Origin of the sequence: Synechococcus sp. BIOS-U3-1, assembly GCF_014279975.1 — a bacterium.
GTDB lineage: Bacteria > Cyanobacteriota > Cyanobacteriia > PCC-6307 > Cyanobiaceae > Synechococcus_C.
On the sequence record NZ_CP047936.1, the window covers coordinates 1,431,804 to 1,453,054 of the forward strand.

General features: G+C 56.9%; 24 protein-coding genes. 16 read left to right on the forward strand and 8 right to left on the reverse strand.

Annotated elements, in window-relative coordinates; translation table 11 throughout:
- The first annotated feature begins 13 nt into the window (after nucleotides 1-13).
- Together SynBIOSU31_RS07520 and SynBIOSU31_RS07525 are read left to right on the forward strand one after the other, a co-directional pair.
- Nucleotides 14-1,303 carry a M16 family metallopeptidase gene (locus tag SynBIOSU31_RS07520; RefSeq protein WP_186488896.1) on the forward strand — a complete coding sequence of 430 codons (1,290 nt, stop codon included), beginning with the start codon at nucleotides 14-16 and terminating at the stop codon, nucleotides 1,301-1,303.
- Entirely contained in the window at nucleotides 1,300-2,580 is a 1,281-nt protein-coding gene (locus SynBIOSU31_RS07525) for a M16 family metallopeptidase (RefSeq protein ID WP_186488898.1), read from the forward strand. The genes SynBIOSU31_RS07520 and SynBIOSU31_RS07525 overlap by 4 nt, the downstream gene beginning before the upstream one ends.
- Here SynBIOSU31_RS07525 and SynBIOSU31_RS07530 read toward each other — a convergent pair whose 3' ends face one another.
- Nucleotides 2,581-2,898, reverse strand: coding sequence for a DUF3148 domain-containing protein (locus SynBIOSU31_RS07530; RefSeq protein ID WP_186488900.1), 318 nt, complete (start codon nucleotides 2,896-2,898; stop codon nucleotides 2,581-2,583).
- A 56-nt stretch (nucleotides 2,899-2,954) separates the two neighbouring features.
- Between SynBIOSU31_RS07530 and SynBIOSU31_RS07535 the strand changes: the two genes are divergently transcribed.
- The 4 genes from SynBIOSU31_RS07535 to SynBIOSU31_RS07550 are packed head-to-tail and all read left to right on the forward strand — an operon-like array spanning nucleotide 2,955 to nucleotide 7,765.
- Nucleotides 2,955-3,527 carry a biotin transporter BioY gene (locus tag SynBIOSU31_RS07535; protein ID WP_186492922.1) on the forward strand — a complete coding sequence of 191 codons (573 nt, stop codon included), beginning with the start codon at nucleotides 2,955-2,957 and terminating at the stop codon, nucleotides 3,525-3,527.
- A 14-nt stretch (nucleotides 3,528-3,541) separates the two neighbouring features.
- Nucleotides 3,542-4,030 (forward strand): signal peptidase II, encoded by a 489-nt coding sequence (lspA, locus tag SynBIOSU31_RS07540; RefSeq protein ID WP_186488901.1) that lies wholly within the window; start codon nucleotides 3,542-3,544, stop codon nucleotides 4,028-4,030.
- A complete protein-coding gene (locus SynBIOSU31_RS07545; RefSeq protein ID WP_186488904.1) occupies nucleotides 4,011-6,170 on the forward strand; it encodes a transglycosylase domain-containing protein in 2,160 nt (719 codons plus the stop codon). Before lspA ends, SynBIOSU31_RS07545 begins: the two co-directional genes overlap by 20 nt.
- Nucleotides 6,167-7,765, forward strand: a complete 1,599-nt coding sequence (locus tag SynBIOSU31_RS07550) for a YcjF family protein (RefSeq protein WP_186488905.1) — start codon at nucleotides 6,167-6,169, stop codon at nucleotides 7,763-7,765. The genes SynBIOSU31_RS07545 and SynBIOSU31_RS07550 overlap by 4 nt, the downstream gene beginning before the upstream one ends.
- Before the next feature lie 90 nt (nucleotides 7,766-7,855).
- Here the strand turns inward: SynBIOSU31_RS07550 and SynBIOSU31_RS07555 are convergent, their stop codons facing one another.
- Nucleotides 7,856-9,304, reverse strand: coding sequence for a pyridoxal phosphate-dependent decarboxylase family protein (locus SynBIOSU31_RS07555; RefSeq protein WP_186488907.1), 1,449 nt, complete (start codon nucleotides 9,302-9,304; stop codon nucleotides 7,856-7,858).
- Between the two features lie 96 nt (nucleotides 9,305-9,400).
- Here SynBIOSU31_RS07555 and SynBIOSU31_RS07560 point away from each other — a divergent pair, with 96 nt between their 5' ends.
- A complete protein-coding gene (locus tag SynBIOSU31_RS07560; protein ID WP_186492923.1) occupies nucleotides 9,401-9,874 on the forward strand; it encodes a nucleoside deaminase in 474 nt (157 codons plus the stop codon).
- On the opposite strand, the gene SynBIOSU31_RS07565 is transcribed toward SynBIOSU31_RS07560, so the two are convergent.
- Both SynBIOSU31_RS07565 and SynBIOSU31_RS07570 read right to left on the reverse strand, forming a co-directional pair.
- The gene (locus SynBIOSU31_RS07565; protein ID WP_186488908.1) at nucleotides 9,816-10,994 is read right to left on the reverse strand and encodes a pyridoxal-phosphate-dependent aminotransferase family protein; all 1,179 of its coding nucleotides are present in this window, start codon (nucleotides 10,992-10,994) and stop codon (nucleotides 9,816-9,818) included. The genes SynBIOSU31_RS07560 and SynBIOSU31_RS07565 overlap by 59 nt on opposite strands.
- A 111-nt stretch (nucleotides 10,995-11,105) precedes the next feature.
- Nucleotides 11,106-11,630: an allophycocyanin subunit beta gene (locus SynBIOSU31_RS07570; protein WP_186488909.1), complete on the reverse strand. Its 525-nt coding sequence runs from the start codon at nucleotides 11,628-11,630 to the stop codon at nucleotides 11,106-11,108.
- A gap of 214 nt (nucleotides 11,631-11,844) precedes the next feature.
- Between SynBIOSU31_RS07570 and glnA the strand changes: the two genes are divergently transcribed.
- Nucleotides 11,845-13,266: a type I glutamate--ammonia ligase gene (gene glnA, locus SynBIOSU31_RS07575; protein WP_186488910.1), complete on the forward strand. Its 1,422-nt coding sequence runs from the start codon at nucleotides 11,845-11,847 to the stop codon at nucleotides 13,264-13,266.
- 237 nt (nucleotides 13,267-13,503) lie between these two features.
- A complete protein-coding gene (locus SynBIOSU31_RS07580; protein WP_186488911.1) occupies nucleotides 13,504-13,824 on the forward strand; it encodes a hypothetical protein in 321 nt (106 codons plus the stop codon).
- Between the two features lie 191 nt (nucleotides 13,825-14,015).
- Here SynBIOSU31_RS07580 and SynBIOSU31_RS07585 read toward each other — a convergent pair whose 3' ends face one another.
- Nucleotides 14,016-14,342, reverse strand: coding sequence for a hypothetical protein (locus SynBIOSU31_RS07585; protein ID WP_255477161.1), 327 nt, complete (start codon nucleotides 14,340-14,342; stop codon nucleotides 14,016-14,018).
- A 95-nt stretch (nucleotides 14,343-14,437) separates the two neighbouring features.
- Between SynBIOSU31_RS07585 and SynBIOSU31_RS07590 the strand changes: the two genes are divergently transcribed.
- Nucleotides 14,438-15,523: a class I SAM-dependent methyltransferase gene (locus SynBIOSU31_RS07590; RefSeq protein ID WP_186488912.1), complete on the forward strand. Its 1,086-nt coding sequence runs from the start codon at nucleotides 14,438-14,440 to the stop codon at nucleotides 15,521-15,523.
- A 55-nt stretch (nucleotides 15,524-15,578) separates the two neighbouring features.
- Nucleotides 15,579-15,893, forward strand: coding sequence for a copper-binding protein (locus SynBIOSU31_RS07595; protein ID WP_186488913.1), 315 nt, complete (start codon nucleotides 15,579-15,581; stop codon nucleotides 15,891-15,893).
- 3 nt (nucleotides 15,894-15,896) lie between these two features.
- Here the strand turns inward: SynBIOSU31_RS07595 and SynBIOSU31_RS07600 are convergent, their stop codons facing one another.
- Nucleotides 15,897-16,154, reverse strand: a complete 258-nt coding sequence (locus SynBIOSU31_RS07600; RefSeq protein ID WP_186488914.1) for a hypothetical protein — start codon at nucleotides 16,152-16,154, stop codon at nucleotides 15,897-15,899.
- Nucleotides 16,155-16,207: 53 nt separating this feature from the next.
- Here SynBIOSU31_RS07600 and SynBIOSU31_RS14595 point away from each other — a divergent pair, with 53 nt between their 5' ends.
- Nucleotides 16,208-16,456: a DUF6439 family protein gene (locus SynBIOSU31_RS14595; RefSeq protein ID WP_222930043.1), complete on the forward strand. Its 249-nt coding sequence runs from the start codon at nucleotides 16,208-16,210 to the stop codon at nucleotides 16,454-16,456.
- Here SynBIOSU31_RS14595 and SynBIOSU31_RS07605 read toward each other — a convergent pair.
- Together SynBIOSU31_RS07605 and SynBIOSU31_RS07610 are read right to left on the reverse strand one after the other, a co-directional pair.
- Complete coding sequence (locus SynBIOSU31_RS07605) at nucleotides 16,416-16,880, reverse strand: ATP-binding protein (protein WP_186492925.1); 465 nt, start codon at nucleotides 16,878-16,880, stop codon at nucleotides 16,416-16,418. The two genes, SynBIOSU31_RS14595 and SynBIOSU31_RS07605, sit on opposite strands and share 41 nt — an antisense overlap.
- Before the next feature lie 65 nt (nucleotides 16,881-16,945).
- Nucleotides 16,946-17,659 (reverse strand): GUN4 domain-containing protein, encoded by a 714-nt coding sequence (locus SynBIOSU31_RS07610; RefSeq protein WP_186488915.1) that lies wholly within the window; start codon nucleotides 17,657-17,659, stop codon nucleotides 16,946-16,948.
- 40 nt (nucleotides 17,660-17,699) lie between these two features.
- Here SynBIOSU31_RS07610 and mnmH point away from each other — a divergent pair, with 40 nt between their 5' ends.
- The 4 genes from mnmH to SynBIOSU31_RS07630 are packed head-to-tail and all read left to right on the forward strand — an operon-like array spanning nucleotide 17,700 to nucleotide 21,245.
- The gene (gene mnmH / locus SynBIOSU31_RS07615; protein WP_186488917.1) at nucleotides 17,700-18,755 is read left to right on the forward strand and encodes a tRNA 2-selenouridine(34) synthase MnmH; all 1,056 of its coding nucleotides are present in this window, start codon (nucleotides 17,700-17,702) and stop codon (nucleotides 18,753-18,755) included.
- A 26-nt stretch (nucleotides 18,756-18,781) separates the two neighbouring features.
- Nucleotides 18,782-19,171, forward strand: a complete 390-nt coding sequence (gene psb28 / locus SynBIOSU31_RS07620) for a photosystem II reaction center protein Psb28 (RefSeq protein WP_186488919.1) — start codon at nucleotides 18,782-18,784, stop codon at nucleotides 19,169-19,171.
- Nucleotides 19,168-20,247 carry an AI-2E family transporter gene (locus SynBIOSU31_RS07625; RefSeq protein ID WP_186488921.1) on the forward strand — a complete coding sequence of 360 codons (1,080 nt, stop codon included), beginning with the start codon at nucleotides 19,168-19,170 and terminating at the stop codon, nucleotides 20,245-20,247. Before psb28 ends, SynBIOSU31_RS07625 begins: the two co-directional genes overlap by 4 nt.
- On the forward strand, nucleotides 20,244-21,245 hold the full coding sequence (locus SynBIOSU31_RS07630; RefSeq protein ID WP_186488923.1) for an AI-2E family transporter: 1,002 nt from the start codon (nucleotides 20,244-20,246) through the stop codon (nucleotides 21,243-21,245). Before SynBIOSU31_RS07625 ends, SynBIOSU31_RS07630 begins: the two co-directional genes overlap by 4 nt.
- Nucleotides 21,246-21,251 lie beyond the last annotated feature (6 nt).

Below are 21,251 nucleotides of genomic sequence, written 5' to 3' on the forward strand. Positions count from 1 at the left end.
GTAATTGCACAGAATGGGACTTTGCCACGGGACCCTGACTGCGATCCCATCCGGTCCGGTGCTCGATCACCGCACTCTTCAAAACGGCAGCACCCTTGTGACAGCTGCCATACCCGATGCGGCACTGACCTGCCTGGACTTCTGGTGTCGAGGCGGAAGCGCCTGGGAGAGAAGCGGTGAAGAGGGCATCGCTCATTTTCTCGAGCACATGGTGTTCAAGGGAAGTCGACGTCTGGGACCAGGGGAATTTGATCGGAGAATCGAGGCATTGGGAGGCAGCAGCAACGCAGCCACCGGTTTTGATGACGTGCACTACCACGTGCTTGTGCCCAGCGCGGAATCCAAGGAAGCCGTGGATCTTCTTCTGGATCTCGTTCTCGATCCAGCGCTGGAGCAGGACTGTTTCTCAATGGAGCGCGACGTGGTGCTCGAGGAGATCGCCCAGTATCGAGATCAGCCAGATGACCAGGTGTTGCAGACCCTTCTGGAACTCTGTTGCGCTCCCCACTGCTACGGCAGACCAATTCTTGGTTGGGAGACGAGCCTGCGGAAGATGAACCCTGGGGGGATGCGCAACTATCACCATCGCCGCTACCAGGGAGCCAATTGCTGCCTGTCGGTGGCCGGAACGATCGAAGATGGTTTAGTCAGTCACGTGCTCAACAGCCCTTTGGCGGCGCTTAACAAGCTGACGGATGAAGATCTGAAGGGGACTACCAAGCCATCGCTCAGCTTCCGCTGCAGACGGGACAGCCGAACCTTCCCTCGACTAGAGGCAGCGCGGCTCATGATGGTCTGGCCAGTTGCCTCCGCTGACGATCAGCTGGCAATCGCCGGAGCGGATCTGGCCACAACCATCCTCGCCGAGGGGCGGCGCAGCCGACTGGTGCAGAAGCTGCGGGAAGAGCTGCAGATTGTTGAATCGATCGATATGGATGTCACCACCCTGGAACAGGGCAGCCTGGTGATGCTGGAGGCTTGCTGCCCCGAAGATCAGATCGAACAGGTGGAGAGGGAGATCCACCAACAACTTGAAAACAGCTTGAACACCGCAATCACGGATGAGGAATTCCATCGCGCGATGCAACTCGTGGGCAACGGTCATCGCTTCAGTCTTGAAGCGCCTGGGGCTGTTGCAGCCAGTGCCGGCTCACAGACACTGTGGGGACGTCACCGAGACCTTCTGGCTCCACTGCAGGATCTGATGCACTGGAATGCCTCAAGTCTGCGCGAACGGGTCATCCCCCTGCTTCAACCCCAGCGCAGCTTCACCCTGATTGCCCGATCGGAGGACAACGCTTGAGCCCCATCTGCGATCTTGTTCTTGATCCGGTAACCACGACCGGGGTGCTTTCCGCCAAGCTCTGGATCCGGCGGGGAAGCAGTTCTGATCCTCTCGGACAAAGGGGCGGTCACCAGCTTCTGGGTTCAGTGCTTAGCCGCGGATGCGGCCCTGCAGACCATCTACAACTGGCAGATCTCGTTGAAGGCTGCGGAGCCGGTCTTCGTTGTGACACGCATGAAGACGGAATTCTGATCAGTCTCAAATGCCGCGATATCGATGCCGACCGTCTGATGCCTGCTCTTGGCTGGATGCTGCGCCAGCCTCATTTGGACGAAAGTCAGATTGAACTGGAACGAGACCTAAGCCTGCAAGCCCTCCAGAGACAAAAAGAGGATCCCTTCCATCGTGCTTTTGATGGCTGGAGACAGTTGGCCTACGGCAGGGGGCCCTATGGACACGATCCCCTGGGAATCGCCGTCGACCTCGAACAGCTTCAGAGAGCCGAGCTCACAGGCCTTGCGGCAGATCTCGAAAGCCAGGGATCGGTGCTGGCACTGTCTGGAACGATTCCTGATCGAGCCCAAGCACGACTGGAGGAGTGGCTCGGCACAACCAGGACCGGACCAAACTCCGGGAAACCTGGATCACCAACAAAAAAATCGCCTGAATTGGATCGCAACCAGAGACCGTCCTACGGGCTTCAGGCTCTTCCCACCGAACAGGTGGTGTTGATGCTGGGACAGACCGCTCTACCCCACGGTCACCCCGACGACCTGGCACTAAGGCTGCTGCAGGCCCACTTGGGATCAGGCATGTCCAGCCTGTTATTTCGACGGCTTCGAGAAGAGCATGGAGTCGCTTACGACGTGGGTGTCCATCACCCGGCACGAGCTGGGGCGGCTCCATTCGTGATGCACGCATCGACCGGAGTGGACAGGGCAGAACTGTCGCTCGAACTTCTCATCAGCAGCTGGAGTGAGCTGTTGGAGGTCACCATTTCAGAGGTAGATCTCAAGCTGGCTAAGGCCAAGTTCAGGGGGCAGCTAGCTCACGGGTCCCAGACCACTGGCCAAAGAGCCGAGAGGCGTGCCCAATTGCGGGGTCTGAATCTCCCTGACGATCATGACCAGAGCTGCCTGAACCAACTGGACCAGCTGCGAGCCAGTCATTTGTGTGAGGCAGCAAGCCGCCATCTGCAGAGTCCTCAACTCAGCTTGTGCGGTCCAGCGGAAACCCTGGCATCACTGGAAAAGCAGTGGGGCCTCAGCGCACTCGCTGCAGGTGCCGCCTGTTAATCAGTCCTCTTGATCAACAAGACCCTCCGTCTCTGAAGACATATCAGAATCAGAAAAGGCATCGGAGCCCGATGGAGCGTGTTGATTGGAGGAAGTTTGGAGATCTTCGCTCACCAGCGTGAGTTGCTCAACGGACAGCAAAAACGTGCCTCTAGCAAAACGCACCGACAGTGTTTCCGCCGGCAGCAATGCCATGACCCTGCCGATCTCATCGTGGGCCACAAGATCAGGAGGCCTCAGCATCGGCATCGGATCAGCTGTTTTCAGGAAAGTCTGAGGGCGAACCAGTCGCACCTGGTCACCAATGGAAACGGACATCTCTGCTGGGCAATACATCTCTCCTACAGCAGGATGGTGCGAGCTGACGATTGCCCGTGCGGGCACTGGCCACCTGGAGCGGCGCTCTCGCCGGTTTGCTTCTGATCCTCGTCGGAAGCCTGATCCCGACTGCCCTGCTTTTGCCTCTGCCTGAATTGCCACCAGCCTTGTTGGGTCTGCCCAGCACCTGGCAGGTTCCGGCATTGCTCATCTGTGCCCTTGTCGCGGGCCCACGAGCGGGCGTGATCGCTTCAGTGGCTTATCTAACCATCGGCTTGGTGGACCTGCCTGTCTTCCACGGAGGTGGAGGTTTCGCCTATGTGCTGAATCCAGGATTCGGATATCTAGCTGGGTTCGTCCCTGCCGCCTGGTTGACCGGTCGACTGGCCCAGCAGAACGGAATGAATGACATCGCCAGATTGACCCTCGCAGCCATGGCCGGCCTGCTCACCATCCAGGTCTGCGGTCTGCTCAATCTTGCTCTGGGAACTGCGCTGAACCGCTGGAATGAACCCCTGATCGAGCTTGTCTTTAGCTACAGCCTTGGCCCCCTAGCGGCACAGCTGGCCCTGTGTTGCGCAGCTGGGCTGATCGCACGCGTAACCCGTCGTGTGCTCTGGGTGGAATGAGCCGGAAGCATCCCATGAACAGTCGACCAGCCAGAAGCATGCGACGCGGCAGTGTCGTTGCGCTGAGTGTGCTCATGGTGGTTCTTGATCAGCTCAGCAAGCATTGGGCCAGAAGCGTCCTTCTTCCAGGAGGGTCGTTGCCCTTCATTCCCGGATTGCTGCAACTGAATCTTGTACGCAACACCGGTGCTGCATTCAGTCTGTTCCGAGATTCCTCAATGCCTCTAGGGATCCTCAGCCTGGTGGTTGCCATCGGCGTCAGCATCTGGATCTGGCGAGAAGCGCGACGCGATCTCTGGATGGGACTGGCCCTGGGCTTTCTGCTCGGAGGCACCATCGGCAATGGCATTGACCGCTGGCGACTCGGCCATGTGACCGATTTTCTCGAACTTGTACCGATCCAGTTTCCGATCTTCAACTGGGCGGATGTCGCCATCAACCTGGCAGTCCTCTGCTTCGCCATCGACGCCTTCAGCAACAGAGATGATCAGACCAACAGCTGAGCCAAGGGAATTGGCCTCGCTGACCATTCATCAGCAGGATCAGGCTGAGCGAACCCTGCAACTGCATGGCGAGGGATATCGGATTGGACGCGATACAGATGTGGAGATCCGCATCGACCATGCAGCCGTGAGTCGGCTGCATGCCCTACTGCAAAAGAAAGGTAGAAACTGGATTCTCAAGGATCAAGGGTCAACCAACGGACTGTGGTGGCAAGGGCGACGTGTGCAGCAACTGGAGCTCAAGGACGGCGATCGGATCAGTTTTGCCCCAAGCCAAGAAGTGGATAGCCCCTGGATTGGCTTTGAGAGACCTCAACAACGACTTCATCAGCGCATCAAAAGGTCCCTGGGGATCAGCATCCTGTGTTGTCTCGGCGGTGCAGGACTGCTCTTGGGTCTGGCCACCCTCAACGTGCCGGTACGTGGACGACTCGCCAGCGTTCGGGGACCGCTTGCCATCTATGACGGCAACAACAAACCACTTAAGTCGGTTGATTCCAATCGACATCGTGAACTGAACAGCCTTGAAGCGTTTTCGCCGTTGTTAATTGATGCCTTGCTCAGCAGCGAGGACAATCGTTTCTGGTGGCATCCAGGGGTAGACCCTGTCGGCAGCTTGCGTGCTTTCGCGACCAACCTGACCGGCGGAAGGGTTCTCGAAGGTGGCAGCAGCCTCACCCAGCAACTGGCCCGAAGCCTTTACCCCGATCTCGTCGGTGAGGGCGACACCCTGGGACGTAAATGGCGCGAATTGCTGGTCGCGCTCCAGCTGGAAAGCCGTTTCAGCAAAGGGGAGCTGCTGCTCAGTTATCTCAACAGGGTGTACCTCGGAGTGGGTTGGGGATTCGAAGACAGCGCAAAGACCTTCTTTGATCAATCAGCAGCTGATCTGAGCGTGGAACAGGCTGCCCTGCTCGTTGGACTGTTGCCATCTCCCAATGGTCATGATCCCTGCCGTCACCCACAGCGGGCCCTTGAAGCCCGCAACCGAGTGATTAACAAGATGGCCGATTCCGGTCGCCTTTCACTCGACGCTGCTCGTCTGGCGCGACGTCAACCCATCCAGCTAGCACCCCAGGCCTGCAGCCGAACTGCTCTGACCCGATCAGCACCCTTTTACACCGATCAGGTGCGCAGGGACCTGACAGCACTCGTGGGTCCGGAAGTGGCCGCAGAAGGTAATTTCCTCATCGAAACCCACCTTGACCCCCTCCTGCAGTCGGTGGTGGAACGGCAACTGCGCTCTCTGGTCAGCAATGCCGGTGGACTTGGCGTGAGTGAGGGGGCCGCCGTGGTGATCGATAGCAGCACAGGCGGAGTCCTGGCGATCGCCGGTGGACGTGACTACCGCTTCAGTCAGTTCAACCGTGCATCTATGGCCCTGAGACAGCCAGGCAGCACGTTCAAGCTGATGACTTACTTGGCTGCTCTGGAAAGGGGAATCAAACCCAGCGAAACCGTTGACTGCAGTTCTCTGAACTGGAGAGGCCAGCGCTTTGAAAGTAGCTGCAAAGGCCGCCTCAGCCTCTCCAAAGCCTTTGCCACCAGCAGCAACACAGCGGCTCTGCGCCTGGCTCAGCGCGTTGGGCTTGAACAAGTGGTTCGCCAAGCCAGAGCGCTTGGCATCACAACACCACTGGATCCAGTTCCAGGCCTCGCACTTGGCCAGAGCGAAGTCCGACTGATCGAACTGACAGGAGCCTATGCAGCCGTTCTCAACAAGGGAGAGTGGAAGCCACCCAACACGATTCGTCGGTTGCTCGATGCGGAAACATGTCGCGACGACAAACTGCGTGGTTGCGGCAGCCTTGCCGGAGACGATCAGCGTGGCGTGAACCCTGGACGTAAGGCTGTCCGCAGCGACAGCGCGGCTCAGATGCAGGCCTTACTGCGCGCAGTTGTACGCAATGGAACCGGCACTGCTGCATCACTCGGGGGACAGGAAGGGGGAAAGACCGGAACCACCAATGAAGGCCGAGATCTGCTGTTCGTGGGCTACGAGCCCACACGCCGCTGGGTGCTTGGCATCTGGCTTGGCAATGACGACAACAGCCCCTCCGCGAGCTCAAGCGCCCTTGCGGCATCGCTCTGGGCTGACATCATCCGCGCGGCGGGACGAGGAGGGCTCAACGGAGGATGAAGGGGTCAACACGTTGGATTCTGTTTGGAGCCGCTGGTTTGATCGCCCTCATGGTGATTGGCCTGGTGCTGCAGGGAATCCGAAACCTGCTGTGGGATCTGAGTTACTGGCTGCCTCCCTGGCTGGTCGGTCCCGTGCTGCTGATCGGAACGGTTCTGCTTGTGGCTGTCGTCATTCAGTTCGTGCTGCCATGGCTGCGTCATTGGCGCACACAGGGTTGGCGTCGGCACGCGTCATCTCCCGAGGACAGACCGGCACCGACAAGCAGTAGAGACGCCGCGGAACAGAGCCTGTCCAGCGTGGATCGTCTGCTGGAACGACTTCAAGACGATGTGGCACGTCAGTCTCTGCTGCAGGAACGGCAACGGGTCGCGAGGGAACTGGAACGTGGTGATCTCGTGCTTGTGGTCTTCGGCACTGGATCTAGTGGGAAGACTTCCCTAATCCGTGCCCTGCTCAAAGAGATCGTCGGCGATGTTGGCGCCGCAATGGGCTCCACCAGCGAAAGTCGCAGTTACAGGCTCCGGCTCAAAGGTCTGGAGCGTGGGGTACTGCTCGTGGACACGCCGGGAATCCTCGAATCAGGACAGGAAGGGAGGGGACGCGAGCAGGAGGCACGTCGCCAAGCCAGCAGAGCGGATCTGATGATCGTTGTGGTCGATGGCGATCTGCGCAAGAGCGAACTCAACGTGGTTCAAAGCCTGTCGGGACTGGGCAAGCGTCTTGTGCTGGTACTCAATAAGTGTGATCTGAGAGGTGAGGAGGAGGAACGCAGGTTGCTTCAGCTGTTGCGGCAACGCTGCGCGGAATGGCTGCAACCCGAGGATGTCATTCCTGCAAGCGCACGCCCCCAATCACTGCCCCGTCCTGGTCAACGTCCCGTTCAGCCACCAGCCGAAATCGGCTTGCTGGTCAGACGGTTAGCGGCAGTGCTTCATGCCGATGGAGAGGAACTGCTAGCAGACAACATCCTTCTGCAATGCAGAGATCTTGGCTCCGCCGGTAGGGATCTTCTCGACCGTCAGCGCACGGACGAGGCCCGGAGAATCGTCGATCGCTACACATGGATTAGTGCCGGTGTCGTCGCCGCAACGCCATTACCCGGAATCGATTTACTGGGTACAGCGGCCGTGAATGCCCAGATGGTGATGGAGGTGGGAGCGGTGTATGGCATCCAGCTGACTCGTGGCAGGGCCCAGGAGCTAGCCATCTCGGTGGGCAGGACCCTTGCTGGGCTGGGGGTGGTCAAAGGCGGAGTAGCTCTAATCGGTACAGCGTTGAGTGTGAACCTGCCGACCCTGCTACTCGGTCGGGCGGTACAGGGTGTGGCCGCCGGCTGGCTCACCAGAATCGCGGGTGCCAGTTTCATGACCTACTTCCAACAGGATCAAGACTGGGGCGACGGCGGAGTGCAGGACGTGGTTCAGCACCACTACGAGCTCAACCAGCGAGATCGCTCTCTTCAGGACTTTCTGAAGGCGGCACTGCGGCGGGTGGTGGAGCCCTTACAGCAGGAGGCAAAGAAACGACTTCCGCCCCGGCCAGGGCCTCGGGCGGCGGAGGACGCATCGGACCGCGGCTATCAAGAACCGTGATCAGACCGAGATACAACACACCAATCAGCACTGACATGGCTCCGGTCACGATGGCAACCCAGCGTCCTCGCTCGTTCTTTGCTGCAGGCATCACACCATCTCCCGTGAACAGTCGTTCAGTTCGGCCGCCAGTTGGTCAATCAGCGCATTGGAGGTGTGGGGATTGCCCAGCACCACTTTGATGCGATGCCGTCCTTGATGAACCGGTCTGGACACCATGATCTGCCGATCAAGCAGCCGTTGTCGCACAGCTGCTGACCATTGATCGCAACGCGCTGAATCCGCTCCAAGCGGAGCACAGGCAAGCAAATGGAGGGGACCTGAGGTGATCTCCATTGCAGTGGAATCAAGACCCTGTTCCAGGCGCTGACGTCTCAGCAGAGCTTTCTCCAGCACTTCATTGATCCCCTGCTCACCCAGTTGACGCAACCCGAGCCAGAGCTTGAGGATCTCTGCAGAGCGACTTCCCTGAAGCCCGAGTTCTCCGCCATGGGCAACAGCGGAGGCGGGTTCCATATAGGGAAGGCCAGTGTGGAATGTCTCCTGAAGGGTTGACTGATCACGGACCAGTAGAAGAGACGAAGTCTTGGCAATTCCGAGCAGCTTCTGAGGGTTCACCGTGATGGAATCGGCCTGGCCAAGCCCAGCCATCAAGTTCGATGTGCCAGGGCAGAGAGCAAAGACAGCACCGATCGCTCCATCTACGTGCAGCCAAAGGGCATGATCCCTGCAGAACTGAGCCAGAGCGGGAATCGGATCGATCGCTCCGCGCACTGTCGTGCCCGCTGTCGCCACCACTGCGATGCAAGGTCGGTTGTGCTTCGTCAGCCCCTGCAGATGCTCTTGCAGCTTTGAAATGTCCATGCGTCCTTGTGGATCAACCGGAACGCGTTGAATGCCATCAGGCCTCAGCCCCATCACCCTGGCCGCCTTCTGCAGTGACACGTGAGCGTCATCACTGATCAAAATCACCGCATTGGGGTCATGGTCCAGACCCATCCGATGTCGGGCAGTCACCAGAGCAGTGAGATTGCTGAGGGAGCCACCGCTCGCAGCGACACCGCCAGCACCATCGGGCAATTCAAAACGGGCAGCAAACCAACTACAGAGCTGACGCTCCAGTTGACTGAGACTCGGTGACAGCTCTTCGGCCAGCAGATTGTTGTTCAGTCCGGCGCAGATCAGTTCAGCAGCGATTGACGCTGTATTGGGAGGAGGGTCCAGATGCGCGAGTGCACCTGGATGGTTGGGCTGGTATGCCCCATCCATTAACTGCTGAAGATCATCCAGCAGACGGTCCGGAGCCACACCCTGCCTTTCAGGGAACGCCTCGGGGAGCAGCCGCAGAGCTGGCAGCGGCGATCGTTTGGAAGCTGACCCGAGCCATTCACACAGGCGAGCACTGGCGTCCTCCAGGAACCGCTGCAATTGCGGATCCAGCGCATCGGAGGGTGCAAATGCGGACAGTTCCGTCGCAGTTGATGGCGCCGATGAAGTCCTGGAGGATCCGAGCAAGGATGGAGCGGAAGGAACAGCCATTCTCACCTGCGGTGGCACATTGGACACCTGTGCACGTTTGGGGTGGATGTGCGACTGACACCGGTCGAGATGGAGACCGTTGAGATGCACGCCTGGATGCGCCGCCTGCTCCGACGTGCCGAGCGACTGGGTGAGTCGGGAGAGATCCCTGTCAGTGCGTTGGTGTTGGATACGAAGGGACGATGCATCGGATATGGCAGCAACCGGCGCGAATCGGCTTCAGATCCACTCGGGCATGCGGAACTGGTGGCTCTACGCCAAGCATCCTTGATTCTCGGCGACTGGAGACTGAATCAGTGCACACTGATCGTGACGCTGGAACCCTGTCCGATGTGTGCAGGAGCTCTCGTCCAAGCCCGCGTTGGTCAGGTGATCTACGGAGCGCACGATCCCAAACGTGGTGGCCTGGGAAGCACGATTGATCTCTCAAAACACTCCAGTTCTCACCATCACATGAAAGTCGTGGGAGGCGTGATGGAGAGTGAAGCATCCGCCCTACTGGGGCGCTGGTTTAGGCAGCGACGGCAGCATTCTGCCGGAACCGTGGCAGTTCGGTCTCAAAGAGATTGAGCAGGCGATCCACATTTTCAGGGGTGGAGTTGTAGCCCATCAGACCGATCCGCCAGATTTTGCCGGCAAGCACACCGAGACCTCCTCCCACTTCGATGCCGTGGTTGTTGAGCAGGTGAGAAGAGAAAGCCTTGCCATCCACACCCTCGGGAATACGAACCGTGGTGAGCGTCGGCAATCTCAGCTCTTCGGGCACATGCATCTCTAGGCCGAGTGATTCAAGGCCAGTCCAGAGGGCTTCCGCGTTACGACGGTGACGTGCCCAGGCATTATCGAGTCCTTCTTCGGCGAGAAGACGTAGTGCTTCACGCATGCCGAAGTTCATATTGACTGGCGCAGTGTGGTGATAAACACGGTTGCTGCCCCAGTACTGGTTCAACAGCGAGACATCTAGATACCAGTTGGGAACTTTGTCTTTTCGAGCAGCCAGCTTGGCCTCTGCCCGCGGGCCCATCGTGAAGGGACCAAGGCCAGGAGGGCAGCTGAGACCCTTCTGGCTGCAGCTGTAGGCCAGATCAACTTTCCAGGAATCCAGATAGAGCGGCACACCACCAAGGGAGGTCACTGTGTCGAGCAAAAGCAGGCAATCATGCTCACGGCAAAGATCACCGACACCCTCCATCGGCTGGCAGATCCCAGTGGACGTTTCGGCATGGACCATTGCAAAGATCGCAGGCTTGTGCTTCTTGATCCCTGCTTCAATCTCTTCAAGGGTGAAAGCCTCACCCCAAGGCTTCTCAATCACCTGCACATTGGCGCGGTAACGACCAGCCATGTCCATCAGGCGATTACCGAAGTAACCCTTCACAGCAACCAGAACCGTGTCTCCGGATTCAACGGTGTTCGCCAATGTGGCTTCCATCGCTGAACTACCTGTGCCACTCATCGGCAGCGTCAGGCGGTTGTCGGTCTGCCAGGCGTAACGCAAGAGCTCCTGCACCTCACCCATGAGTTCCACGTACAACGGGTCAAGGTGACCAATTGGTGTGCGTGAAAGGGCCTGAAGAACGGTGGGATGGGCGTTGGAGGGTCCGGGACCCAGCAACAGACGGTCGGGTGTGTCAATCGGACCGATGGAAGATCGATGGCACGAGTCAACCGAAAGGTGAGGGTGTGTCATCGGCGAAGCCGGAACCGGAAATCAATGGCGAGAAGCCTACGCATCAATCGGGCAAAAATTGGTCGTGAACGAACACTCCGACGCTGCTTGAAATGATTCGGAGACTTTTAATCAGCGCTGACGCACATCACTTGCGGCAAGTCCAGAGGCCATGTGCTCGAACGGCTGACGCACAAGTGCGCAGCGATCCTGACGAACACCCTCGTTCAGAAGGCGCTCACAGAGGACATCAGCAAGAAGCACCATGCTCCTGACGGTCGGCCCAGTAGGAACACCAAGAGACTTGTAGGTATCGTCCAGCCCGTTCAAGACCCGCTCGTTGAGGATGGTGCTATCGCCCGCGATCAAGGAGTAGCTGGCATAGCGAAGGAAATAATCCATATCTCTCAGACAAGCTGCCAAGCGACGGGTTGTATAAGCATTTCCACCGGGAAGCAACAGCTCAGGGTCCGCCTGAAAAAGCCTTTGACTGGCCTCGCGCACCAGATCCGAGGCTTCACGGTTGATGATTTCAACAGCTAAGACGCGCACTTCGGCTTCGTCGAAGTAGCTCTCGATGCGATTAATCGCAGAACGATCGAGATAGCGACCCAGCTGGTCGTACTGGCCGATCAGTCCGGTGATGGCATCGCGCATGCAAGCCCTGTCCACGTTGGTTGGAAGGTAACACCGACAACGCGTTGAAACCTGCTCCAGCAAAGGCGATCACGGCAATCTGACAGAAACGGTTACTAAGAGCCTTCAGAGAGGCAGCCACGAAGACGGAAAGCCAAAAGGTGCCCGTTGATACAAAACCGCTGCGGATCGATATCTACGGTCGTGGCGATTTGTATGGGCTCCATTCCCCGCCATGGCCAAAACCGCCCAGGACGTGCTTCGTCAGATCAAAGATGAAGGCATCGAACTGATCGACCTCAAGTTCACGGACCTGCACGGTAAGTGGCAGCACCTGACTGTCTGCCAGGACCTGATCGAGCCTGAATCCTTCACAGAAGGCTTGGCCTTCGATGGCTCCTCAATCAGGGGCTGGAAAGCGATCAACGCCTCCGACATGGCGATGGTGCCCGATCCGGCAACCGCTTGGATCGATCCGTTTTACAGGCATAAAACTCTGAGCATGATCTGCTCAATTCAGGATCCGCGCACGGGAGATGCCTACGAACGGTGTCCTAGGGCTCTTGCCCAGAAAGCTCTGGCTTACCTGGCCAGCACGGGGCTCGCAGACACTGCGTTCTTTGGACCGGAACCAGAGTTTTTTCTATTCGACGACGTTCGCTACAACTCTGCTGAGGGAGGATCTTTTTACAGCGTTGACACCATCGAAGCAGGCTGGAACACAGGCCGCATCGAAGAAGGCGGCAACCTTGCCTACAAGATTCAGGACAAGGAGGGTTATTTCCCCGTCGCGCCGAACGACACCGCCCAGGACATCCGATCGGAAATGCTCCTGATGATGGCTCAACTGGGCATTCCGATCGAAAAGCACCACCACGAAGTGGCAGGAGCAGGTCAGCACGAACTGGGTATGAAATTCGCCGAGCTGATTCAGGCCGCCGATAACGTGATGATCTACAAGTACATCGTGCGGAATGTCGCCAAGAAGTACGGCAAGACAGCCACTTTCATGCCAAAGCCGGTCTTCAACGACAACGGATCAGGCATGCACGTGCATCAGAGTCTTTGGAAAGATGGTCAGCCTCTGTTCTTCGGGGAAGGGACCTACGCAAATCTGTCCCAGACAGCACGCTGGTACATCGGCGGCATCCTCAAGCATGCGCCCTCATTCCTGGCCTTCACCAACCCAACGACCAACAGCTACAAGCGACTGGTTCCAGGCTTTGAAGCCCCGGTGAATCTGGTTTATTCGGAAGGCAACCGCTCTGCGGCCGTTCGCATTCCACTCACGGGACCCAGCCCAAAAGCCAAGCGGCTTGAATTCCGCTCCGGGGACGCACTGGCCAATCCCTACATCGCCTTCAGCGCGATGATGATGGCTGGCATCGACGGAATCAAGAATCAGATCGACCCCGGCGAGGGAGTGGACGTTGACCTATTCGAACTCGCTGCTGAGGAGCTCAAGAAAATTGCCACTGTTCCAGCATCCCTGAATGGGGCGCTCGAAGCCCTGAACGCAGATCACCAATATTTGCTAGAGGGCGGAGTCTTCACCAAGGACTTCATCGACAATTGGATTGACCTGAAATACGAAGAGGTACAGCAGCTTCGCCAGCGTCCGCACCCCCATGAATTTGTGATGTATTACGACGCATGATCCATTGGCCCATAAATATTAAGTAACAGATCTCTCAACCGAATCATGCATTCATCACTGTCCCCGCAAGGGGACATTTTTATGACCCATTCGCCTGGCTTTGCCATTAACTTGAATCAATTGAAATCTCTTAAATTTCAAGCGAACCGCGCAGTATGACTTTGTCGTAAATCTGACGCAATGCAGAAACAAAGTTCATCAAGTTTGCAGGTAATCTGAGTTGAAAATGGACTAAAAATGAAAAAGCTATTCGCTATCACGGTCATTGGACTCGTTGCATCCGCGGCTTCATCCTGCTCGTCGCAACAAACTGCATGGTGCTCGCTTGAATGGCCGGAAACCGAAAAGTCAATTCTTTCTGGTGACTGCAGCTTCGAAGACAAGACAGGAAAAAACAATGATGCAACTATTGACTTTTATTCAAAGGATTACAGCTTTGTGTTTCCCAATTCGAACAACGGCAAAAACTATGAGCGAGAAAATACTAAAGCATCAGTTCGCTTCAGCCACAATGATTATATCTTAACTATTTATCCAGATGGCAAACCAAAAGCCTGAACCAAATTAATTTTTTGCCTGGCAATCAGCAAGCATTCTTTGCAATTATCGCTCAGATGGATACGAGAAAAGTACGAATCAAAAAGTCTCTAGGCCCGTCGTTACAGGCCTAGAGTTACTTCAGTTAGTTTCTGAAAATTGAATCGCAGTGCACCAACTCACACTGGTGGCACGAAGTATGGCTTCACGTCTCAGCCGTGCCTCAATTGAGCCATGGCACTGTCATGCAATTGCTTGGCATGAAGACGGCGACGAGCACACACCTGTTGTTGCGCCAGCGCACTGCGTTGATCAAGGCGATCAGGATGGCCTTCAACCTGAGCACTTGCCGCTTGCTGCCTCAGCACCTCGTGGGCATGGTGATCTGCCCACGCCAGAAATTCAGCTGCCGCCCGCTGGCGCCGCTCCAGCACGTTGCCTGAATATGACGCCGTGGTTCCGGCGGGGGTGATCTCAACAACCATCGAGAGCTCCTGGTGTACCTCAGCCAATTCTGTAACAACGGCTACCGTTTTCATGGATGCTTCACATAACTTTCGTGATCACTGCGGCAAAAGCCCACAGCAGGGTTGCCAATCCATTGAAATGAGGCGTCCTGGATCTCAGTCCCTTCATGGCGCCCAGTTTCACTGAAATCGCTTACCGGACGATGCAGCAGGGGCGCAGCCTCGCTGGGCTGGTTCACAAGGAACTGAGCACCAAGGTGATGGAAGTGGTGGCGCCTGACGTGGTGCCCAAAACGGAGCCTGTCCCCAGCGAAATGATGGATGCGCTGCGTCAGTCGCTTGACGAGCTGCACGAGCGGGACTGGCGGGATTCAGAGTCCGGGGTTTATCCCCAATCACTGCTGTTTGATATTCCCTGGCTGGAATGGGCTGAGCGCTACCCACGTGTGTGGCTAGATCTTCCTTCCAACTGGGCCAGAAGGCGTGCCAGAGACGTCAAAGACATTCCAGATCTGGCCAATCGAGATCTTTATCCGGATTATTACCTTCAGAATTTTCACCACCAGACCGATGGTTATCTCAGTGATCATTCCGCCGAGCTCTATGACCTTCAGGTCGACATTTTGTTTAATGGCGCTGCTGATGCCATGCGTCGCCGGATACTCCCTTCTCTGCAGAAGGGACTGAAACGATTCGATGGTCGTGCTCAGGGAAGCCTGCGCATCCTTGATGTTGCCACTGGCACTGGCAGAACATTGCATCAAATTCGTGCTGCACTGCCGCAAGCCACTCTTGTTGGCGTAGATCTTTCTGAGGCTTACCTACGCCAGGCCAATCGTTGGTTGAATCAATCCAACAGACCACTGGTACAGCTGGTTCAAGGCAACGCGGAACGGATGCCTTTCGATGATGCCGGCTTCCAGGCGATCACCTGCGTGTTCCTATTCCATGAACTGCCTGCCGATGCCCGGCAAGCAGTTCTGCAGGACTGTTTCCGACTGCTTGAACCGGGCGGAGTTCTGGTTTTGGCGGATTCAGTGCAACTGAAGGATTCTCCTCAGTTCGACGTTGCCATGGACAATTTCAGGAGAGTCTTTCACGAGCCCTACTACCGCAATTTCATCAGCGATGACATTGATCAACGCCTTGAAGATGCGGGCTTCATTGATGTGCAAGCCGAATCTCATTTTATGACGCGGGTGTGGACGGCCAGAAAGGAAGATTCACCTCAACACAGTGATTCCCTGACATAGACGCTTGCAGGGGCTCTGCAACCCCATATGGTGCAATCACTCAGGGACTCCGTCCATGTCGAATCCTTTTCGGATCCGCTGGTTGCGGGGATGGACCTTTCAGATCGTTTTCATGGAGGGCAAGGTCCAGGTCGAGGCTCACGGTTTTGGAATTTGCCTACGCACCGCATTGAATTCCGGGGAAAGTCCCTCCGCGGCTGCGGATCGTCTGGTGCTTGCTGAAGATCGTCGTCGTCGAGCTCTTTATCAGGCCTGGATCAAGGGCCAGACACCTCGACCCCTAAATGAAGGTCAGTTTCAGGCTCAAGAACCACTTCAGGAAGCACCCGACTCACTGGTTGTGGTTGATAGCTCTGCGGTGGCAGCCTGAGGCTCAGCGAGTCAGCCACCACCCCAAGATCAAAGCTGGACCACCCCAGCGCAATGCTCTCCAGAATCGCCGACCTCGTTCAGGTGTGATGAGCCAATTAAAGACTTCAGGGTCTGCATCCAGCAATCGACGCAACAACCGGCGCTGCTGCATGCGTCGGAGTGAGCGACGATCTTTTCCCTCCCAAGATCTGGGCTGATAGCGGAGAAGAGACCGCAGTTCATGCAAACCTCCTCGACTGCGAAGCTGCCTGTTCACCACCACCAGCGATCACAACGGTCAGGATAGAGAAACCACGCTGATCCAACGCCAACGTGTCCGCAAAAAAATGGCCAGAACACTCGATTGAGCAGGCCCTGACTCTGCATCAGAGCCTCAGCATCAGTGATCGTGAATGGCACAGACTTAAGTCAGATGCGGATCGACGCGGAGCAGAATTGCTGTCAGCAGCACTTGCACAACTGCTCCAGAACGGACGCAATGATGACGTTGAAGCTTTAACAAAGCAGGCTTTGGGTTGGATCAGGGGAGAGTTGAAAGACCCTGGCTGCCCGCGGCACTGATCGCCGATTGGCTGGATCCAGGCCGTCGGCAGGCCAGCTGCACCCTGTTGCCACGACGGCTCCAGCGAATGTCATCAAAACATTGATGCATCAGAAACAGACCACGCCCGTGGTTGGCATCAACTTGATCCGGCAAACAACCCAGTCGTGCATCACTTGATAGACCATCACCCTCATCTTGGATCTGCCAGATCAACCAGTTCGGTGTGAGAATGCGGCGGATTCTCAGGCACTTGCGAGGATCTCCAGCATTGCCATGACGCACAGCATTCACCAGCGCTTCCTGGAGACCCAACTGCAAACGACACGACGTCTCATTGCAGTCAACAGGCTCCAGCAACAGCTCCATTAATGGACTGAGCTGAAACGTTGACGGAAGGATGAAATCAGCCCACCGGAACGAAGGTAGAAATCGGCTGAACATCAGCACTGTTTCATCCTTTTCGACATTACCGGCCTGCCGGCGTTCTGCCAGAAAAGCCAAAGTAGTCAGGACCTGCTGGCCAGACCAGGATGCTGTAGCAGCGCATCCATCAGGCGCACACCCCTGAGTTGGTTGACCAGTGGCATGTGTCCTTCAGGCGCATCCATGCGCCACTCAAAACTGCCGGGATAACGGGTCCAGACACCATCATTCTTCCAGCCAATCTTTGGCCAGAGCCTGTCGTAACGCCCGCCGAGTGCGCTGAGCAGTCGCGCTTGAACCGTGAACCCGAAGCGACCCTGGGAGTAGGCAATCCAAAGCCTGTCGATGGTAGTCAGATCCAGTGCCTCCATCGGACGGACCTCGCTGAAATAAACGTATCCCCGTTGCACCGCCTGGTCACCGGCCAGTTGTCGCAGGGCGCAGCTTGTCAGGCGATCAGCTTCCTCAAACTCTTCCTTCAGCAATGCACGCTGGAGATCCGAATAGTCGATCCCGCGCGAAGAGGGCATCTGAAACCAACCGACGGAGACGCCCTGAATGGCGTCCAGAGCCTCGGGGTGGTGACGCTGGAGGATCTGCAAAATCCAGCCAGCTCCCCAGTCGTCACTGTCTGGTGAATAGGCCTTGAGGGCAATATCAGCTTTTCCTGAAAGCTCTTCTGAAACCTTTTCCAACGCTGATGCTGTGGAACGCTTCTGTCGAGGTGATCCCGAAACCAGTCGATCCAGCAACTGATCAATGCCGAGTTGTGTGGTGGGAGGTCGTCCGGAAAGCATGGCAAGGTGCCGGCACTGACTGGCTCAGCATTGGCCCACTATGTCAGGCATGGGCAACAGCATCGTGACCGGTCTCAGCAACTTCCGCACAGCAAAGGGGACCATCGTGGATGTGAGAACACCCTCGGAATTTGCTCAAGGTCACTGGCCAGGGGCTGTCAACATCCCACTGTTCACCGATGATCAGCGTCATCAAGTAGGCCTGAACTACAAACAAGAGGGTCGGCTGGCCGCGATCCAACTTGGCTTGAAGCTCTGCGGCCCCTCCCTGGCCGAGTTGTCGGTTGCTCTGACAGTGGCTGCCGCTGGACCCTCAAATCCCCTGAGGATTTACTGCTGGCGTGGAGGAATGCGGTCCAACAGCATGGGCTGGCTGGCTGGGCTGAGCGATCACCCCGTCATGGTGCTTGAGGGCGGGTACAAGAGCTATCGCCGATGGGTCCTGGATCGATTCGACCAGGTCTGGCCATTGAGGGTGCTCGGTGGCAGAACAGGTACTGGCAAGACCGATCTGCTTCTGGAACTGCACCAACAAGGCGTTGGCGTGATTGATCTTGAGGGTCTCGCCAGTCACCGCGGCAGCAGTTTCGGCAATCTGGGGCTGCCGCCACAACCCACAAGCGAGCACTACGAAAACAAACTCGCGGAATGCCTGGAGAGGCTGCGTCACAAAAGAGTTCAGGAGATCTGGCTGGAAGCCGAAAGCATCCAGGTAGGCCGCTGCAGGATTCCCAAAGGATTATTTGATCAGATGCAAACGTCTCCGGTCCTGGAAATTCAGCGGAGTGACCAGGAGCGGGTGGAGCGACTTGTGAAGGTCTACTCGTGTCATGAGCAGGCTGAACTACGGCAAGCAACAGAACGGATACAGAAACGGCTTGGTCCCCAGCGCACCCGTCAGGCGATTGAAGCAATCGATGCCCAGAAGTGGGATGTGGCCTGCGAAGCGATGCTCAACTACTACGACAGCTGTTATGACCGAGAACTTGAGCGTTCTCCGGCAAGATCCTCGGTGAATCTCCAAGGACTCGACAGCAAACAAGCAGCCAGATTGCTTCTGGATCAAGGGCACGTCATCCCTGGGATCTCGACCTAAGATCCACACCTTCAAGTTGATGAACCATGTCAGAAGGTGGCAAGGCGGCGATTCAGTTCTTCCGCGGCACAGACGAGCCGGTAATTCCAGACATCCGCATGACGCGCAGCCGGGATGGTCGTACCGGGCAGGCCATCTTCATTTTCGAGGAACCGCAGGCACTCGCACCAGAAACGATGGAAGCGATTGCCGGAATGTGGATGGTGGACGAAGAGGGTGAAATGGTGACCCGTGAAGTGAATGGCCGTTTTGTGAACGGCAAGGCTTTTGCTCTGGAAGCCACCTACACCTGGAAAAGCGAAGCGGATTTCGAACGCTTTATGCGCTTTGCGCAACGTTATGCGGATTCAAACGGCATGGGTTATTCCCAGAATTCCGGCGACAATGACGCCAGTGAGGAAGGAACAGACGGGTGAAATTTCAGCACTGGCTCGGACTTGCGGCATTGCTGGCGTCTGGGTTGCTGCTCTGGAACCTCCGCGAAGTTCTGATTCATCTGTTCGCCGCTGTGGTTCTCGCCATGGCGGTATGCACTTTGGTCGGCGCGCTGCGCAGGCGTTGGACGATTCAGAGGCCATTGGCCCTGATCATCTGCCTACTTGGTCTGGTGTTGATCGTGACCATCGCGGTGGCCGTCATCATTCCGCCGTTCTTTAGTCAGTTTCAACAGTTGCTTCAGCAGCTTCCTGCTGCTGCTCGCGAGCTCCAACAGATCGTGTTGGGCTGGGTCAACCATGCTTCATCAGTTGTTTATGGAGCAGGTGCTTCAGCTGGTGACCGTGCTCGGCTCGTTCCTGGTGACCTGTCATCACTCCCCAACAGCACGGCTTTAGCTTCCGGAGTGAGTGGTGGAATCAAGGGTTTGCTGGGCCTTGCCAGCAATCTGGGCAGCGGGCTGATTCAGCTGGTGTTTGTGATTGCGGTGGCCCTGATGGTGGCGATTCAGCCGGAGTCCTATCGCAATGTGGCGATTCAATTGGTGCCTTCCTTTTACCGAAGACGCGCCAAAAATATCCTTTTGCAATGTGGGGAAGCCCTGAGCAGCTGGATGATTGGTGTGCTGATCAGTTCGCTGTGCGTGGGGCTGTTGGCTGGAATCGGATTATCCCTGCTTGGCGTGAAATTAGTGATGGCCAACGCTCTGCTGGCTGGATTGCTCAACGTCATTCCCAATTTGGGGCCCACCCTAAGCACCGTGTTTCCAATGTCTGTAGCTCTGCTTGACGCTCCCTGGAAGGCAGTTGCAGTCCTCGGTCTCTACGTGGTGATCCAGAACGTTGAGAGCTACGTCATCACTCCTTCGGTGATGCAACACCAGGTGAACCTGCTTCCTGGCCTCACTCTGACGGCTCAGTTCATTTTTACGGTGCTATTTGGACCACTCGGTCTGTTGATGGCTCTGCCTCTGGCGGTCGTCATGCAGGTGTTGATCAGAGAAATCGTGATCCATGACCTGTTGGACCCCTGGAAGAAGCGTCGCGCGACCGCATGAACCCAAGCAATCTGCTGGCAGCTCTCACCCTTGTGGTGCTTGCTCTGCTGACCTGGCAGCTGCGCTGGGTCCTGCTGGTGCTGTTCGGTGCAGTGGTCCTGGCTGTAGCCCTGGACGTCCCCGTTCACCATTTGATCAAGCACTACCGGCTACCCCGTCCAATCGCATTGCTTGTGGTGCTGCTGATCGCAATGGTTGGAGGACTACTGGCCATGCAGCTGCTGCTGCCTCAGTTGATCAACCAGTTCGAACAGCTCACGACCCTTCTGCCTGCGCTTTTCCGAAAAGTTCAGACCTCGCTATCCAATCAACCCTTGCTTGGAGAACTAGCGCAAAGCCTGCCCGACCAGTTCAGTTGGGAGCGTATTCAACCCTTCGGATTTCAATTGCTCGGCGTAGCTGGCGGAGCGGCCAACGGTCTGGTTCAAGTGCTGCTGATGAGTCTTCTGGCCGTGCTTCTTGTCCTGGACCCCTCGGCACACAGACGCATGGTGATCGCTGCAACACCGCGTCCAGCACGCGCATCCATGGAGGATGTGTTGGATCAGTGCCGCACCGCTCTGGGTGGCTGGCTGGCTGGCATGACCCTCTCTGCCCTGGCGATGTTTCTTTGCACCTGGGCAGGCCTAGCGGTTCTGGGCATTCCCTTAGCGCTGCTCTCTGCTTTGGTCTGTGGGTTGTTGACCTTCGTACCCACGATTGGGCCCACAGCAGCAACAGTTCTCCCTCTCAGTCTGGCGCTGATGATCTCCCCAGGAACAATGCTTCAGGTGTTAGTGCTACGGCTGGCACTGCAGAACCTGGAAGCCTTTGTTCTCACACCGCTGTTGCTCAGGCGGACTGTCAATCTGCTGCCAACGGTGGCCCTCACCTCCCAGCTGAGCCTGGGCGCTCTGCTGGGACTTCCTGGCGTGTTGCTGGCGCTGCCACTTGTGGTGGTGCTTCAGGTGGGAATGGAGCAGGTTGTGGTCAAGCAGATCATGGACCGCTGGACATAACAAGAG

Bases quoted from the DNA above. Each gene is read 5' to 3' on its own strand.
- mnmH (WP_186488917.1), top strand. From the start codon at position 17,700: ATGTCAGGCATGGGCAACAGCATCGTGACCGGTCTCAGCAACTTCCGC.
- SynBIOSU31_RS07630 (WP_186488923.1), top strand. From the start codon at position 20,244: ATGAACCCAAGCAATCTGCTGGCAGCTCTCACCCTTGTGGTGCTTGCT.
- SynBIOSU31_RS07590 (WP_186488912.1), top strand. From the start codon at position 14,438: ATGGCGCCCAGTTTCACTGAAATCGCTTACCGGACGATGCAGCAGGGG.
- SynBIOSU31_RS07610 (WP_186488915.1), bottom strand. From the start codon at position 17,659: ATGCTTTCCGGACGACCTCCCACCACACAACTCGGCATTGATCAGTTG.
- SynBIOSU31_RS07530 (WP_186488900.1), bottom strand. From the start codon at position 2,898: ATGTCCGTTTCCATTGGTGACCAGGTGCGACTGGTTCGCCCTCAGACT.
- SynBIOSU31_RS07565 (WP_186488908.1), bottom strand. From the start codon at position 10,994: ATGACACACCCTCACCTTTCGGTTGACTCGTGCCATCGATCTTCCATC.
- lspA (WP_186488901.1), top strand. From the start codon at position 3,542: ATGAACAGTCGACCAGCCAGAAGCATGCGACGCGGCAGTGTCGTTGCG.
- SynBIOSU31_RS07545 (WP_186488904.1), top strand. From the start codon at position 4,011: ATGATCAGACCAACAGCTGAGCCAAGGGAATTGGCCTCGCTGACCATT.
- SynBIOSU31_RS07520 (WP_186488896.1), top strand. From the start codon at position 14: ATGGGACTTTGCCACGGGACCCTGACTGCGATCCCATCCGGTCCGGTG.
- SynBIOSU31_RS07570 (WP_186488909.1), bottom strand. From the start codon at position 11,630: ATGCGCGATGCCATCACCGGACTGATCGGCCAGTACGACCAGCTGGGT.
- SynBIOSU31_RS07595 (WP_186488913.1), top strand. From the start codon at position 15,579: ATGTCGAATCCTTTTCGGATCCGCTGGTTGCGGGGATGGACCTTTCAG.
- glnA (WP_186488910.1), top strand. From the start codon at position 11,845: ATGGCCAAAACCGCCCAGGACGTGCTTCGTCAGATCAAAGATGAAGGC.
- SynBIOSU31_RS07560 (WP_186492923.1), top strand. From the start codon at position 9,401: ATGCGCCGCCTGCTCCGACGTGCCGAGCGACTGGGTGAGTCGGGAGAG.
- psb28 (WP_186488919.1), top strand. From the start codon at position 18,782: ATGTCAGAAGGTGGCAAGGCGGCGATTCAGTTCTTCCGCGGCACAGAC.
- SynBIOSU31_RS07580 (WP_186488911.1), top strand. From the start codon at position 13,504: ATGAAAAAGCTATTCGCTATCACGGTCATTGGACTCGTTGCATCCGCG.
- SynBIOSU31_RS07605 (WP_186492925.1), bottom strand. From the start codon at position 16,880: ATGTTCAGCCGATTTCTACCTTCGTTCCGGTGGGCTGATTTCATCCTT.
- SynBIOSU31_RS07550 (WP_186488905.1), top strand. From the start codon at position 6,167: ATGAAGGGGTCAACACGTTGGATTCTGTTTGGAGCCGCTGGTTTGATC.
- SynBIOSU31_RS07555 (WP_186488907.1), bottom strand. From the start codon at position 9,304: ATGGCTGTTCCTTCCGCTCCATCCTTGCTCGGATCCTCCAGGACTTCA.
- SynBIOSU31_RS07585 (WP_255477161.1), bottom strand. From the start codon at position 14,342: ATGAAAACGGTAGCCGTTGTTACAGAATTGGCTGAGGTACACCAGGAG.